Annotated in this window: 11 protein-coding genes; 8 read left to right on the top strand and 3 right to left on the bottom strand. The window is 72.2% G+C overall.

What is annotated here, in order from left to right; translation table 11 throughout:
• Positions 1 to 64: 64 nt before the first annotated feature.
• The 3 genes from ACIHFE_RS21680 (at position 65) to ACIHFE_RS21670 (ending at position 3105) form a co-directional block, all read left to right on the top strand.
• On the top strand, positions 65 to 502 hold the full coding sequence (locus tag ACIHFE_RS21680; protein WP_400108833.1) for a PH domain-containing protein: 438 nt from the start codon (positions 65 to 67) through the stop codon (positions 500 to 502).
• A 204-nt stretch (positions 503 to 706) separates the two neighbouring features.
• Positions 707 to 2038: a hemolysin family protein gene (locus tag ACIHFE_RS21675; protein ID WP_400109275.1), complete on the top strand. Its 1332-nt coding sequence runs from the start codon at positions 707 to 709 to the stop codon at positions 2036 to 2038.
• A complete protein-coding gene (locus ACIHFE_RS21670; RefSeq protein WP_400108832.1) occupies positions 2035 to 3105 on the top strand; it encodes a hemolysin family protein in 1071 nt (356 codons plus the stop codon). Before ACIHFE_RS21675 ends, ACIHFE_RS21670 begins: the two co-directional genes overlap by 4 nt.
• A gap of 55 nt (positions 3106 to 3160) precedes the next feature.
• Here the strand turns inward: ACIHFE_RS21670 and ACIHFE_RS21665 are convergent, their stop codons facing one another.
• Together ACIHFE_RS21665 and ACIHFE_RS21660 are read right to left on the bottom strand one after the other, a co-directional pair.
• Positions 3161 to 4993 (bottom strand): AAA family ATPase, encoded by a 1833-nt coding sequence (locus tag ACIHFE_RS21665; protein WP_400108831.1) that lies wholly within the window; start codon positions 4991 to 4993, stop codon positions 3161 to 3163.
• Between the two features lie 459 nt (positions 4994 to 5452).
• Positions 5453 to 6061 carry a uridine kinase gene (locus tag ACIHFE_RS21660; RefSeq protein ID WP_400109274.1) on the bottom strand — a complete coding sequence of 203 codons (609 nt, stop codon included), beginning with the start codon at positions 6059 to 6061 and terminating at the stop codon, positions 5453 to 5455.
• A gap of 171 nt (positions 6062 to 6232) precedes the next feature.
• Between ACIHFE_RS21660 and ACIHFE_RS21655 the strand changes: the two genes are divergently transcribed.
• From ACIHFE_RS21655 to ACIHFE_RS21635, 5 genes are all read left to right on the top strand, one after another.
• The gene (locus ACIHFE_RS21655; RefSeq protein WP_400108830.1) at positions 6233 to 7612 is read left to right on the top strand and encodes a peptidase C39 family protein; all 1380 of its coding nucleotides are present in this window, start codon (positions 6233 to 6235) and stop codon (positions 7610 to 7612) included.
• A gap of 123 nt (positions 7613 to 7735) precedes the next feature.
• Positions 7736 to 8722: a hypothetical protein gene (locus ACIHFE_RS21650; protein ID WP_400108829.1), complete on the top strand. Its 987-nt coding sequence runs from the start codon at positions 7736 to 7738 to the stop codon at positions 8720 to 8722.
• Between the two features lie 77 nt (positions 8723 to 8799).
• Positions 8800 to 10347, top strand: coding sequence for an amino acid permease (locus tag ACIHFE_RS21645; RefSeq protein ID WP_400108828.1), 1548 nt, complete (start codon positions 8800 to 8802; stop codon positions 10345 to 10347).
• Between the two features lie 348 nt (positions 10348 to 10695).
• Positions 10696 to 11532 carry an SAM-dependent methyltransferase gene (locus ACIHFE_RS21640; RefSeq protein WP_400108827.1) on the top strand — a complete coding sequence of 279 codons (837 nt, stop codon included), beginning with the start codon at positions 10696 to 10698 and terminating at the stop codon, positions 11530 to 11532.
• Positions 11529 to 13745, top strand: a complete 2217-nt coding sequence (locus ACIHFE_RS21635; protein ID WP_400108826.1) for a putative bifunctional diguanylate cyclase/phosphodiesterase — start codon at positions 11529 to 11531, stop codon at positions 13743 to 13745. Before ACIHFE_RS21640 ends, ACIHFE_RS21635 begins: the two co-directional genes overlap by 4 nt.
• Here ACIHFE_RS21635 and ACIHFE_RS21630 read toward each other — a convergent pair.
• Complete coding sequence (locus ACIHFE_RS21630) at positions 13682 to 14131, bottom strand: DUF779 domain-containing protein (protein ID WP_400108825.1); 450 nt, start codon at positions 14129 to 14131, stop codon at positions 13682 to 13684. The genes ACIHFE_RS21635 and ACIHFE_RS21630 overlap by 64 nt on opposite strands.
• Positions 14132 to 14173 lie beyond the last annotated feature (42 nt).

The following is a 14173-nucleotide window of genomic DNA, read 5'->3' as shown; positions in this document are numbered from 1 at the left end:
CCGCGGTCCGCACGCCGGACCGGTCCGCAGGCAAGAGCACGCCAGAGCCGCGAGAAAAGATCCCATGCCCGAGCTTCCCGTGACCTTCCGTCCCACCCGCACCCGTGTGGTGCTGCTGGGTGTGGGCGGCGCCATGGCCGCCGTACTGACCGTGGTGTCCTTCCTGCTGGACACCTTCACGGCCGGGGACCGGGCGTCCTTCGTCTTCGCCGGGCTGCTGGGCCTGGGTGTGCTGGCGCTGCTCAGCCGTCCCAAGGTGGTGGTGGCCGAGAGCGGGGTCACCGTGGTGAACCTCACCACGGTGCGCCGGCTGGAATGGGCCCAGATCGTCCGGGTCAATCTGCGGCCCGGCGACTCCTGGGTCCATCTGGACCTCTCGGACGGAACCGCGCTGCCCGCCATGGGCATTCAGACCGGCATCGACAAGCGGCAGGCCGTCAGCCAGGCCCGGGCGCTGAGCGCCCTGGTGGAGGAGCACGGCACCGGCCGATCGGCGACCTGACGGGCGGTGCCTGCCCGGTCCGCGGATTCCTTGATTACTCTGTTGCACACGAGCACACCCGTGCCCGGCCCCACCCGAGACGACCCGGCCGCCTGACGCGGCCCGGCGCGGGGCACCTGCGAACCGAGGAGTGAATCCCTCCGGGATGGACGGATCGTCCTGTAGTACCTGCGCCGCCCCGCTTTGTGAGGCGGCGCGATGAGCATCACCGTATCTCTGCTGCTGCTCGCGGCGGCACTGCTTCTGATCCTGGCCAACGGCTTCTTTGTAGCCGCCGAGTTCGGCCTGGTCACCGTGGAGAAGCCGGAGGCCGAACGGGCCGCGGCGGGCGGCGACCACCGCGCCCGGACCGTGGTCAAGGCACTGGGCGAGCTGTCCTTCCAGCTCTCCGGCACCCAACTGGGCATCACCATCACCTCCTTGGCGGTCGGCATGCTGGCCGAGCCCGCGTTGGGCCGGCTGCTGTCCGGGCCGCTGGGCGCGGCCGGACTGCCGGCCGGCGCCGCGGCCGGGGCGGCCGTGGTGACCGGCATGCTGGCCGCCTCCGCGGTGCAGATGGTCATCGGCGAACTGGTCCCCAAGAACTGGGCGGTCTCCCGGCCGCTGCAGGTGGCCCGCTTTGTGGCCCGCCCGCAGAGCCTGTTCGCCCACCTCTTCCGCCCGGTGATCACCCTGCTGAACACGGTCGCCAACCGGCTGGTAAGGGCCCTGGGCGTGGAGCCCGCGGAGGAACTGGCCTCCGCCCGTACCCCGGGCGAACTGGTCTCGCTGGCCCGGCACTCGGCGCGGGCCGGTGCCCTGGAGCCGGACACCGCCGACCTGTTCGTCCGCACCCTCTCGCTGGGCGAGCTCACCGCCCAGCATGTGATGACACCCCGGGTGAGGGTCAGCGCCCTGCAGACGGACGCCACCGCCGAGGACGTCCTCAACCTCACCCGGGCCACCGGACTCTCCCGGTTCCCGGTCTACCAGGAGCGCCTGGACGAGGTGGTCGGCATGGTCCACCTCAAGGACGCGCTGGCGGTGCCGCGCGAGGAGCGGCGGCGCACCCCGGTCGGTCGGATCGCGGTGCCGCCCATGCTGGTGCCCGAAACCCTGCCGGTGCAGCCGCTGCTGGAGCAGCTGCGCAGCGAGCAGCCGATAGCCGTGGTGGTCGACGAGTACGGCGGCACGGCCGGGGTGGTGACCCTGGAGGACATCGTCGAGGAACTGGTCGGCGAGGTCCGTGACGAGCACGATCACGCGGACGCCGCCCGTCCCGATCTCACCGCCGTGACCGGCGAGGACGGGCGTCCGGCCTGGGAGGCGGACGGCGCCTGCCGGGTCGACCTGCTGGCCCGCATCGGCCTCCAGGTGCCCGACGGGCCCTATGAGACGGTCGCCGGACTGGTCGCCGATCTGCTGGGACGTATCCCGGTGCCCGGTGACCGCGCCGAACTGCCCGGCTGGCGGCTGTCGGTGCGCCAGGTGGGCCACCACCGGGCCGAGCGGGTGCGCCTGGTGTGCACCGGTGCGGTGACAGGGGAGACCCGATGAGCCTGCTGCAACTGCTGTTTGCCGTACTGCTGGTGCTGGCCAACGGCTACTTCGTGGGCGCCGAGTTCGCGCTGGTGTCGGTGCGCCGCAGCCAGATCGAACCGAAGGCGGCCGAGGGGTCCGGGCGCGCCCGGACCGTACTGACCGGACTGGAGAACCTGCCGCAGATGCTGGCGGCGGCCCAGTTCGGCGTCACCATCTGCTCGCTGACGCTGGGCGCGGTGGCCGAGCCGACCGTGGCCCGGCTGCTGGAGCCGGTGTTCGCGGCGGTGGGGCTGCCGGACGGGCTGGTGCATCCGCTGGGCTATGTGATCGCCCTGGCGCTGGTGATCTCCCTGCATCTGGTGATCGGGGAGATGGTGCCCAAGAACCTGGCCATGTCCGCGCCGGACCGGGCGGCCCTGTGGCTGGGGCCCGGACTGGTCGCCTTCGCCCGGCTGTGCCGCCCGGTGACCCGGCTGCTGGGCGCCTGTGCGCACGGGGTGCTGCGGCTGTTCCGGGTGGAGCCCAAAGACGAGGTGGAGTCGGTGTTCACCAGTGAACAGCTGACGCACCTGGTGGAACACTCCCGGCAGGCGGGGCTGTTGGCGCCCGCCGAGCAGGAACGCCTGGAGGACGCGCTGGAGTTGGGCAGCCGGCCGGTGACGGATGTGCTGCTGGACCCGGCGCGGCTGGTGACCGTGGAGCCGTCGGTCACTCCCCGGGAGGTGGAGGAGCTGACGGTACGGACCGGGTACTCGCGTTTCCCGGTGTGCGGGCCCGGCGGGGCCTTTATGGGATACCTGCATGTGAAGGACGTTCTCGATCTGGAGGACCGGGACCGGGCGGTGCCGCAGCGGCTCTGGCGGCGGGTGCAGACCCTTCGGGCGGAGTTGCCGCTGGATGACGCGCTGACCCTGATGCGGCGGGGGGCCGCGCATCTGGCGGCGGTCGCCGACGCGTCGGGGCGGGTGCTGGGGCTGGTTGCCCTGGAGGACGTGCTGGAGATGCTGGTCGGCGAGGTGCGGGATCCGGCGCACCGGGTCGCGGTTCCCGCTACCCGGGGGGAGGGCGTCATGGTCGGCTGACCGCCGGTGGTGGGCACGCCCTTCGGGGCGTGTCCGCACCGCGCGCCCGGGGCGGTCAGGGGCGATCCGGCGAGCGGCCGGAGAGGACCTCGCCATAGGCCTGCATCAGATCGGGCAGGCGCAGGGTGGCGAGGTCGTCCCGGCCCGGGGTGCCGGGGAAGCCGGTGAGGCGCAGGTCCCGGTAGGCGCAGCTCTTCTCGTAGAGGGTGCGCAGGAACCGGCCGTTGCCGAGCTCGTCGATCCAGCCCTGCTCCACCACATGGGCGCTGATGCTGCGCAGTTCCTCCAGTGTTTCCTCGTCCCAGGTGTCGCCGTTGTCCGCGGCCAGCACCTCGCCGATCGCGGTGAGTTCGAAGGGGCGGTAGCTGGGGAAGTCGACCCGGCTGGTGAAGCGGCTGCTCAGGCCGGGGTTGGCGGCGAGCAGGCGGTCCATGCCCTCGGGGTAGCCGGCCAGGATCACCACCAGGCGGTCGCGGTTGTCCTCGGCCCGTTTGAGCAGGACCTGGAGGGCCTCGTCGCCATAGGCGTCGCCCTTGCTGTAGCCGGAGTTGGCCAGGCTGTATGCCTCGTCGACGAAGAGCACGCCGCCCAGCGCGGAGTCGATCAGTTCATTGGCCTTGACGGCGGTCTGGCCCAGGAACTCGCCGACCAGATCGGCCCGTTGGGCCTCCACCAGGTGGTCGCCGCCCAGCAGGCCCAGGGCGTAGAAGACCCGGCCGAGGATGCGGGCGACCGTGGTCTTGCCGGTGCCGGAGGGGCCGGAGAAGATGAAGTGGCGCTTGGGGGGCTGCACCGGCAGGCCCTGTCCGGCCCTCAGCCGGGCCATACGCAGTTGCGCGGAGAGCGCCTTGACCTGGCGCTTGACCGGTTCCAGGCCCACCATCCGCTCCAGTTCGGCCAGGGCCTCGGCCAGCAGCACGGGGTCGGCGGGGCCGGGTACCGGCCGGGCCGGGATCCGGCGCTTCTCCCGCACCCCGTCCACCGGGGCCGGGCTGCCCCCGCCGGGCTGGGGATCCCCGGTGAGCACCTCGGCGGCCGGTGCCCGGGGGCCGCCGGCCGGCTCGGTGCCGTCCGGGCCGGGTGCCACCAGCGCCACCGGGGCCGGGTCGGGCGGGTCGTCCAGGCCGTCCGAGTCGGCGATGGCGGTCAGCCGTGCGGAGGTGTCCATAAAGGTGGGGTCGACCCGGTGCACCGCGCGGTACAGCGGCAGCGCGGCGGCGCTGCGGCCGGTGCCCTCATGGGCCCGGGCCAGCCAGTAGCGCAGCTCCTTGCGCTGCGGCTGCTCGCTGCGGCAGCGCATCAGCGCGGTGGCCAGCAGGGGTTCGGCCTGGCCGTACATCTCCAGCCGCACCCGGGCCATGCCGCCGAACAGCCCGGCCTCGATGCCCAGCAGTGAATCGTCCAGCAAGGGGTCGGTCTGCCGGGCCAACTGCTCCCAGTCCTTGACCAGATACGCCCGGCAGGCGTGCAGGAAGCGGGCCTGGGGGTCGGTCTCCACCGGCGGGCAGTCGGCCAGCGCCCGGTCCAGCTCCGGCACATGGCGGCCGTCCAGCCAGTGCGAGGCGTGGGCCAGCAGCAGGTCGCGGCCGTTCTCCAGCACCGGCTGGACCCACCAGCCCAGCCAGTACCAGGAGTTCAGCGGGCGGCGGTGCCGGGCGCGCTGCTGGCCGAAGCGCTCCCGGTGGCGGTGCATGCGCAGCAGGGCGGTGGAGGTCTCGGCGCGCAGGGCATGCAGCCCCAGCCAGGCGTCGGCCATCCCCGGGTCGATGCGCACCGCGGTACGGAACTCCTCCTCGGCCTGGGTGTAGGCGCCCATGGTGTACGCGTCCACCGCGCGCAGCCAGGCGAGATCGGCCGGGGCGGGCGGGCCCTGAGTGCCGAAGTCCATCACATCCCCCACCAACCTGCCCCCGTGGCGGGCCGGTCCGTCTTCCGGGCCGCCCTGTGCGAAACACTCTTCTGTTTGACGGGAGTTGACCACAGCTCGGTCGGCGCTCCCGGCTGCGGGTGCGCCGTTCGCATCGTACCTGCGCAATCGGTGTGCGCCGTAGGGTGCCGAAGGCCCGTTCGCGGCGCGGCGGTGATCCCCGGCGCTCGGGAAAGCGCTCCGCAGAGTGGTCACGGTGGGTGACGTCAGGGGCTGTGCCGGAGCGGTACGAAGCCCCCGGTCACGGGGGAACAACCGGGGGCCTCGCGTTCACAAGCGGCCTGCGACGGCCGCGCATTCAGAACGTAAGTCCTGTAAGGCCCCGGGGTCAAGCGGAGTTGGGGCGCCGGGGGACGAGCGGATGGCCCCGTCCCGGGCGGCGGCCGGGAAGTGGCTACGGAGCGTAAGAACAAGGGGTGTTCAAGAGGTCTCAGCAGGCCCGGGAAGCAACTCATAACCCTCCTGGCACTGTCTCACCAGGATTTGGGCATAGGGACGGCTGGGATCCGCGGTGAAGTGCGCGTGTTCCGCGCGCATCCAGCCGTCCCAGAATTCGCTGAGCCCGGCACCATCACGGAGTTGACCCCGCTCCCAGGAGTGCTCATGCGTCAACTCCATCCAGAGCAGGGTCGCCAGATGGGGCCTCAGGTCGCGGCGGCCCGCGCCCACCCCTTCCAGGAGGACCACCGGTGCCGGCGCCAGCCGGTGTTCGGGGCCGGCGAACCGTTCCGCCACCCAGTCGTAGGCCCGGTACCGCGCCGCCTCGCCCCGGGCCAGCGGGTCCAGGACCTGTTCGCGCAGCCGGCCGACCCAGTCGAACAGCTGCTGATGGGTGGCCAGGTCGTCCAGGTGCAGTACGGGCGCCCCGCCCAGTGCCTCGGCCAGGCGGGCGCTGAAGGTGGTCTTGCCGGAGCCGGCGTGACCGTCGACGGCGACCAGCCGCACCGGACCCACGGACGGGGGGAGGGCGGGCAGCCAGCGGACCAGGGTGCCCAGGGCGTCGGTGCCGCCGGGGGAGAAGGGGGGAATGGAATCGCGCACCGGATCACCCTAGGAGACCCCCTACGCCGTGCGGAGGCAACGGGCCGCACAACGCTGGCCAAGCGGCGCCGGAAGCGGGGATAGTGGTCCGGCCGGACCCAGTCGCCCGCCGTGCCCCGACCAGCCGTTCGCCGCGCCGCCGACCGAGGGAACAACGCCATGTCCAGCAGACGCACCGTGCTCGCCGCCGTCCTCACCCTGACCGCCGCCGCCTCGCTGCCCCGGCCGGCCACCGCCTTCGCGGCCGGGCCGGCCGCCGGCCAGGGCGGACCGGCCGGGAACACCGGGCGCGCCGCCACCGGCTCCATCGACTACCGGGCCTGGACCGCGCCGGCCGACTGGCGCGACGGGACGGCCGACGGCACCGGGGTGGTGGCGGGGCGGCGGCCGTATCTGGCCATCGCCCGTCCGGCGGGCAGCATGGAGTACACCGATCCGCACACCGGCACCAAGGCCCGCTGGGAGTACGCCTCCTGGGTCTCGCCGGTGCGCACCCTGCCCGCTCCCGCCACCGAGCTGATCGCCTCCTGGAACGCCCGCACCCCGGCCGGCACCTGGCTGCAGGTCGAGGTGCGCGGCACCTACACCGACCGCACCCGCACCCCCTGGTACATCCTGGGCCGCTGGACCTCCGGTGACGCGGACGGCGACATCCGGCGCACCTCGGTGGACGGGCAGCGGGACAACAAGAGCGCGGTGTCCACCGACACCCTGGCCGTGGACCCGGCGAGCGGGGTGCGGCTGGCCTCCTATGTGCTGCGGCTGACCCTCTTCCGCCGGCCCGGTACCTCACTGACCCCCGAGGTCTGGCGGCTGGGCGCGATGGGCTCCGACATCCCGGACCGCTTCACGGTGCCGGCCTCCCGGCCCGGCGAGGGAGCGGGCCATCGGCTGGCGGTGCCGCGCTACTCGCAGGAGATCCACAAGGGCCAGTACCCGGAGTACGACAACGGTGGCGAGGCCTGGTGCAGCCCCACCTCCTCGCAGATGGCCGTCGAGTACTGGGGGCGCCGGCCCACCCGGGCCCAGCTGGCCTGGGTGAACCCCGCCTATGCCGACCCGCAGGTCTGCCACGCGGCCCGCTTCACCTATGACCACCAGTACCAGGGCTGTGGCAACTGGCCCTTCAACGCGGCCTATGCCGCGACCTACCACGACATGCAGGCGGTGATCACCCGGCTGCACACCCTGAACGATGCCGAGCGCCTGGTGCGGGCCGGGATCCCGGTGATCACCTCGCAGTCCTTCCTGGCCTCCGAGCTGGACGGCGCGGGCTATGGCACGGCGGGGCACCTGATGTGCGTGGCGGGCTTCACCAAGGCCGGGGACGTGATCGCCAATGACCCGGCCAGCGCCTCCGACAAGGTGGTTCAACGGGTCTACCAGCGGCGGCAGTTCGAGAACATCTGGCTGCGCACCAAGCGGCATGACGCCCAGGGGAAGGTCAAGTCCGGCTCGGGCGGGGTGTGTTACCTCTACTTCCCGGTCAGCCCCTCGGCGGCGCAGCAGCGGGCGCTGCGCGCGGTGGGGGTCCGCTGAGCCGCTGAACTCCCCGACGGATCCTGGCTGTTCCTCCCGGTCCGGCAAAAGATTCGCACAACGCTTCCCTCGCACTGGCGTATGGGTATGCTGTCGCCCCTCGAACCAGGGGGAGGGGTGTCGATGGAGCGCCGACGGTTCGGGCGCGGCGGACGGCGCACCCGCTCCCCGGATCCCGAGCAGGTGCCGTTGGACCGCCATCCCGCGCGCGGGGACCTGCCACTGCGCGCCGGGCTGGAGGACGCGGCGATGGGCCGCTGGGAGGGGCCGCGTGAGCTGCTGGCCGCCACCGGGCGGGACTGGGACCGGCGGATCTTCCGGCTGCAGGTGCTGGCCAGGGCCGGGGCCAGGCTGCGGTTCGCGGACACCTGGGCGCGGGCCGAGCCGGGTTCGGCCGACGCGCTGGCGCTGCTGGCCCATGTGCAGGCGCTGCGCTCGCTGATCGCCGGCCGGGGGGAGGGCCGGGAGCTGATGGAGGACGCCTGGCGCACCTGTGTGGCCGCCGCCGAGGCCGAGCCCGCCGATCCGGCGCCCTGGGTGGTGCTGCTGGCGCTGCTGCGGGTGCACGCCCCGGACCGGGCGCTGCTGCGGCAGGTGTGGGAGGAGGCCACGGCCCGGGATCCATACAACCGGGAGGCCCATCATGAGGTGCTCAGCTATCTCTTCGAGCGCAATCACGGCAGTGCCGGCGAGATGTTCCACTGGGCCCTGGAACGCGCCGAGACCGCGCCGCGCGGCCTGCCCCTGGCCGTACTGCCGCTGGTGGCGCTGGCCGAGTCGTACCGCCACCGCAGGGCGGCCGAAGGCGAACGGTACGGCCTGAGCATCCATCCATGGACCGACTGCCCGCATATCGACCGGGTGCTGGAGCGCTGGTGGCACCACCGGCCGCCCCGCCCGCACGCCCAGTTCGCGGAGGACGCCAACTACCTCGCGCACGCCCTGGGTTTCGCGGGGCGGCATGCGGAGGCGCACGAGGTGTTCGGCGCCATCGGCCCGTACGCCGTCGACGCGCCCTGGTGCTACTGCGGCGATCCGCGTGAGCTGTTCCTGAGGCACCGGGCCTGGGCCGCCCGTGCCGCCGCGGCCGGCCGGCCCCGGCCGGGCTGAGCCCTGCCGCCTCCGGTGCCGTACCTCCCCGACCACGACCGTTCGCCCCCGACCGCTCGCCCGAGGAAGAGGAATCCGTGCCACTCGATGTCCCCGGCGCATCCGGCGTCTCCGGCGTTTCCGATGAGGAACGCCTCGCCCAGCTCGGCTACCGGCAGACCCTGGCCCGCAGCATGAGCGGGTTCGCCAACTTCGCCGTCTCCTTCACCATTATCTCGGTGCTCTCCGGCTGTATGACGATGTATGGCTATGGGATGACCACCGGCGGCCCCGCCATGATCTCCTGGGGCTGGGTCGCGGTGGGGCTGATGACCCTGTTCGTGGGCCTGGCCATGGCCGAGGTCTGCTCGTCCTACCCCACCAGCGCGGGCCTGTACTTCTGGGCGCACCGGATGGCCCCGGAGCGCAGCCGGGCCGCCTGGGCCTGGTTCACCGGGTGGTTCAATGTGCTGGGCCAGATCGCCTGCACCGCGGGTGTGGACTTCGGCGCCGCCTCCTTCCTCAACGCCTACCTCGACCTGCAGTTCGACTTCGCGGCCACGCCCAGGCACACCATGACGCTGTTCGCGCTGATCCTGCTGCTGCACGCGGTGCTGAACACCTTCGGGGTGCGGATCGTGGCCGTGCTCAACACGGTCAGCGTCTGGTGGCATGTGGCCGGGGTGCTGCTGATCGTGGCGGTGCTGGCCGTGGTCCCGGACCACCACCAGTCGGCGTCCTTTGTCTTCACCCGGTTCGTCGACCGCACCGGCTGGCACAGCGGGCTCTATGTGGGCCTGCTGTCGCTGCTGATGGCCCAGTACACCTTCACCGGCTATGACGCCTCGGCGCATATGACCGAGGAGACCAACGACGCCTCCACCGCGGGGCCGCGCGGCATCGTCCGTTCCATCTGGACCTCATGGATCGCCGGCTTTGTGCTGCTGGTCGGGCTGACCTTCGCCATCCAGAGTTATGACGGGGCGGCCGGCTCGGACACCGGGGTGCCGCCCGCGCAGATCCTGATGGACGCGCTGGGCGCCAGCGGTGGCAAGGCCCTGCTGCTGGTGATCATCGGGGCCCAGCTGTTCTGCGGGATGGCCTCGGTGACCGCCAACTCCCGGATGATCTACGCCTTCTCCCGGGACGGGGCGCTGCCCTTCTCCCGGGTCTGGCACCAGATCAACCCGGCCACCCGCACCCCCACCAACGCGGTATGGCTGGCGGCCGGCGGGGCGCTGCTGCTGGGCCTGCCCTATCTGATCAATGTGACCGCCTATGCGGCGGTCACCAGCATCGCCACCATCGGCCTGTACATCGCCTATGTCATCCCCACCTTCCTGCGGCTGCGGCTGGGGGAGCGCTTCGAGCGCGGGCCCTGGCACCTGGGCCGCTGGTCCAGGCCGGTCGGGGTGGTGGCGGTGGGCTGGGTGTCGGTGATCACCGTGCTCTTTATGCTGCCTCAGGTGTCGCCGGTGACTCTGGAGAACTTCAACTACGCGCCCCTCGCGGTCGCCGTGGTGCTGGGATTCGCGGGGGTGTGGTGGCTGGTCTCGGCCCGTCGGTGGTTCCTCAATCCCGACCACCCCAGGAACACCACCGCCCACTCCGACCTCGTGGGCCCGGCCGACGCGGTCCGTCCGTAAACCCCCGCGGGGCAAGGATCACGCGCCTGACGCAATGACAGGGACCGCACTCGCACCGTGCGGTCCCTGTCGTGCGTCCGCGCGCCGGGGCAAGGCAGGACGCGCCCCTTGCGCGGGCGTCGGCACTCCATGATCATTTCCTGTAGTGGCTGAAATCGGGAACAGAGATGCATCTCACGCGCATAGTTGGTTTCGAACTCACCTGAGGCGCACACCTGCTGGAGGCGGGGGGTGATCGACGACCGGATGCGGACGCTCGGTGTCCACTTCCTTCTATCATTCGAACGAACGATCAGTAGCCTCTGCTCAGAGCCCTCAACACCCCCTGAGACGAGCTGGAGAGACGAAGTGACGGAGCGTCCCGCCTGGGCCCCCCAGGGCATCGATCTGTCCGTGCCTAGCGTGTCCCGCATCTACGACTACTACCTGGGCGGCTCGCACAACTTCGAGGTGGACCGCGAGGCCGGGCGGCAGGCCATGGCGGCCTATCCCGGCCTGCCCCAGGTGATGCAGGCCAACCGGGCCTTCCTACGGCGGGCGGTGCGCTTCGCGGTGGCCGAGGGGGTGACCCAGTTCCTGGACGTCGGCTCCGGCATCCCCACCTTCGGCAATGTCCATGAGATCGCCCAGCAGGCCGATCCCCGGGCCCGGGTGGTCTATGTGGACCACGATCCGGTGGCGGTGGAGCACAGCCGGGCCGTGCTGGCCGGCCAAGACCGCGCCACGGCCGTCGCCGCCGACCTCCGCTCACCACGGGACATCCTGCACAGCCGCCAGGTCCGGGAACTGCTGGACCTCGGCCGGCCGGTGGGCCTGCTGCTGGTGGCCGTGCTGCACTTCCTCCAGGACCACGAGGAACCCGGCAAGGCGGTGGCCGAACTGCGTGACGCCCTGGCCCCCGGCAGCCTGCTGATCCTCACCCACGCCACCGAGCAGGACGGGCCCATCCGCCCCGAGGCCGGCGCCAGGGTGCGCGATGTCTACCGGGCCATCGGCTCCCCGCTGCGCACCCGCTCCCGCAGCCAAGTGGCCGCCTTCTTCGAGGGGTTCACCCTGGTCGAACCGGGCCTGGTGCCGATGAACGCCTGGCGGCCGGAGCCCGACGGGCCCGGCGGCCCGGCACCCGCCGGTCCGGCCGAACGGGCCGGGGCCGCCGGGTTCGCCGGCGTGGGGCGCAAGCGGTGACGGGCGCGCCCAACGGCCGCACCCTCTATGGGACGGCCGCACCGTCCAAGCCGGCCACCGCGCCGCAGGAGCCCGCCCGGGACGCCGAGGAGCAGGAGCGGATCCGCGCCTTCGCCGCCGTCTGGTGCCGGGCGGTCCACCCCGCCGTCGGAACGCCGATGACGCGCCCCGAGTTCGAGCACTATCTGCGGCCGCTGGCCGGCCGGCTGCGCGACGCCCTGCGGGCCCAGCCCTTCGATCCGCGGCCCGGCTCCGAGGTGGGCGCCGCCCTGGTGCGCGGCCACTGCACCGACCCCGACGCCCTGCCACTGATCCTGGGCGCCGTCGACGCCTATCTGCCGCTGTACTGCCCGCCCGGCACCGGCCGTACCGTGGCCGAGGACCGGGCCCGCTGCACCCGGCTCCAGCACGCCCTGGCCGCCGGCTTCGCCCGGGCGCTGCGCGAACGCACCCTGGCCGAACAGGAGGCCATCTCGCGCGCCGCGCTGGCCGCCCAGGCCCAGACCGAACAGGCCCTGCACACCAGCGAGGCCCGGTTCCGCGCGGTGTTCGAGGGCGCGGCCATCGGGGTGGGCATCGCGGATGTGGACGGACACATCACCGATGTCAATGACGCCCTTGTGCGGATGTTCGGCAGCCTGGAACACCCGGTGGCCGGCCGCAATGTCGGCGAACTGGTGCACCCGCAGGACTCCCCGGAGGTCTGGGGCCTGTACGCCGAGCTGGTGCGCGGCGACCGCGACCACTACCGGGTGGAGAAGCCCTACTACCGGGGCGACGGCAGCGTGCTGTGGACCGACCTGTCGGTCTCCCTGCTGCGCGACGCCCAGGGCCGCCCCCAGTACCAGCTGGCGCTGATGGAGGACATCACCGAGCGCCGGCTGCTGCACGAGCGGCTGCGCCACCAGGCCACCCATGACGACCTCACCGGCCTGCCCAACCGCGCGCTGTTCTTCGAACGGCTGGACAAGGCACTGGAATCCGGCGGCGAGGGAGATGACTTCGGCCTGTGCTACCTGGACATCGACGGCTTCAAGGCGGTCAATGACAGCCTGGGCCACGGGGTGGGGGACCAGCTGCTGGTGGCCGTCGCTGAGCGGCTGCGCTCCTGTGTCACCGGCCCGCATGAACTGGTCGCCCGGCTGGGCGGTGATGAGTTCGTCGCCCTGATCACCGGACCCGGCGCCCAGCGCGATGTCACCGTCTTAGCCCGCCGGATGCTGGACGCGCTCGCCGAACCGGTTCGCCTCGACGGCCGCCATCTGTCGGTACGGGCCAGCATCGGCATCGTCGACGGCCCGGTCGGCCAGCTGGGCGCGGCCGAGGTGCTGCGCAGCGCCGACATCACCATGTACCGGGCCAAGGCGGCCGGCGGCAACCGCTATGAGACCGCCGACGCCGACTCCGACGCCCGGGCCATCGCCCGGCATGACCTCACCAACTGTCTGCCCGGCGCCCTGGACAACGGCGAATTCTTCATCGAGTACCAGCCGCTGGTACGGCTCGCCGACGGCACCGTGCGCGGCGCCGAGGCCCTGGTGCGCTGGCTGCACCCGGTCCACGGGGTGCTGGGGCCGGACCAGTTCATCCCGCTCGCCGAGAGCACCGGACTGATTGTGCCGCTGGGGCGCTGGGTGCTGGAGGAGGCCGCCCGGCAGGCCCGCGCCTGGCGCAACGACGACAACTGCCCGCTGCCGCTGCGGGTGAACGTCAACCTTTCGCCGGCGCAGCTGCGTTACCCCTCGCTGGTCGCCGACACCGTGGCCGTGCTGCACAACGCCGGCCTGGAGCCCTCCGCGCTCTGCCTGGAGGTCACCGAGAGCGCCCTCATCGGCGCCGACGAGGAGGAGCTGCGCCCGCTGCGCCAACTCGCCGACCTGGGCGTGGACATCGCCCTGGACGACTTCGGCACCGGCTACTCCAACCTCTCCTATCTGCGCCGGCTGCCGGTGAGCACCCTCAAGCTGGACCGGTCCTTCACCCGGGGCATGCAGTGCGCGCCCGCCGACCCCGTCGATGTGAAGATCGTCGAGGGCATCGTCTCGCTCGCCCACACCCTGGACCTCTCGGTCACGGTGGAGGGCGTGGAGACCGGAACCCAGGCCGACCACCTGCGGATAATGGGCTGTGAGACGGCCCAGGGCTGGTACTACGCGCGCCCCGGCCCGCCGGAACGCCTGCACACGCTCTCGCTGGCCGATGCCTCCTCCTGATCCCCGTCCAGACGTGCCTGCTCGGCGTCGGTCAACAGCCGGGAACGGACCAGGAAGCGCACCCCCTCCGGGGCCTCCAGGGAGAAGCCGCTGCCGCGCCCCGGCACCACATCCACCGTGAGGTGGGTGTGCCGCCAGCGCTCGAACTGCCCGGCCGACATCCAGAAGCCGACCGGCTCCGGCAGTCCGTCCACGGCGAGTTCGGCCAGCAGGACGTCCGAGGCGCCGGTGCGGAACTCGCCGCGCGGGTAGCACATCGGCGAGCTGCCGTCACAACAGCCGCCGGACTGATGGAACATCAGCGGCCCATGCGCGGCGGACAGCGCGCGGATCAGCCCGGCCGCGCGCGCGGTGAGCGCCACCCGGGCGGCATGTGTTCCCTCCATACCCTCAACTCTGCTGCGCCACCGCCGACTTGCCAAGGAGAT

The sequence above is a fragment of the Streptomyces sp. NPDC052396 genome (assembly GCF_044593195.1).
In the GTDB taxonomy this organism is placed as follows: Bacteria; Actinomycetota; Actinomycetes; order Streptomycetales; family Streptomycetaceae; genus Streptomyces.
The sequence above is the reverse complement of the archived record's forward strand: the minus strand, read 5'-3'. Positions and strand labels throughout refer to the sequence as shown.

Excerpts from the sequence above, each read along its gene's own strand:
- ACIHFE_RS21630 (WP_400108825.1), bottom strand. The coding sequence starts at position 14,131 with ATGGAGGGAACACATGCCGCCCGGGTGGCGCTCACCGCGCGCGCGGCC.
- ACIHFE_RS21670 (WP_400108832.1), top strand. The coding sequence starts at position 2,035 with ATGAGCCTGCTGCAACTGCTGTTTGCCGTACTGCTGGTGCTGGCCAAC.
- ACIHFE_RS21665 (WP_400108831.1), bottom strand. The coding sequence starts at position 4,993 with ATGGACTTCGGCACTCAGGGCCCGCCCGCCCCGGCCGATCTCGCCTGG.
- ACIHFE_RS21650 (WP_400108829.1), top strand. The coding sequence starts at position 7,736 with ATGGAGCGCCGACGGTTCGGGCGCGGCGGACGGCGCACCCGCTCCCCG.
- ACIHFE_RS21655 (WP_400108830.1), top strand. The coding sequence starts at position 6,233 with ATGTCCAGCAGACGCACCGTGCTCGCCGCCGTCCTCACCCTGACCGCC.
- ACIHFE_RS21680 (WP_400108833.1), top strand. The coding sequence starts at position 65 with ATGCCCGAGCTTCCCGTGACCTTCCGTCCCACCCGCACCCGTGTGGTG.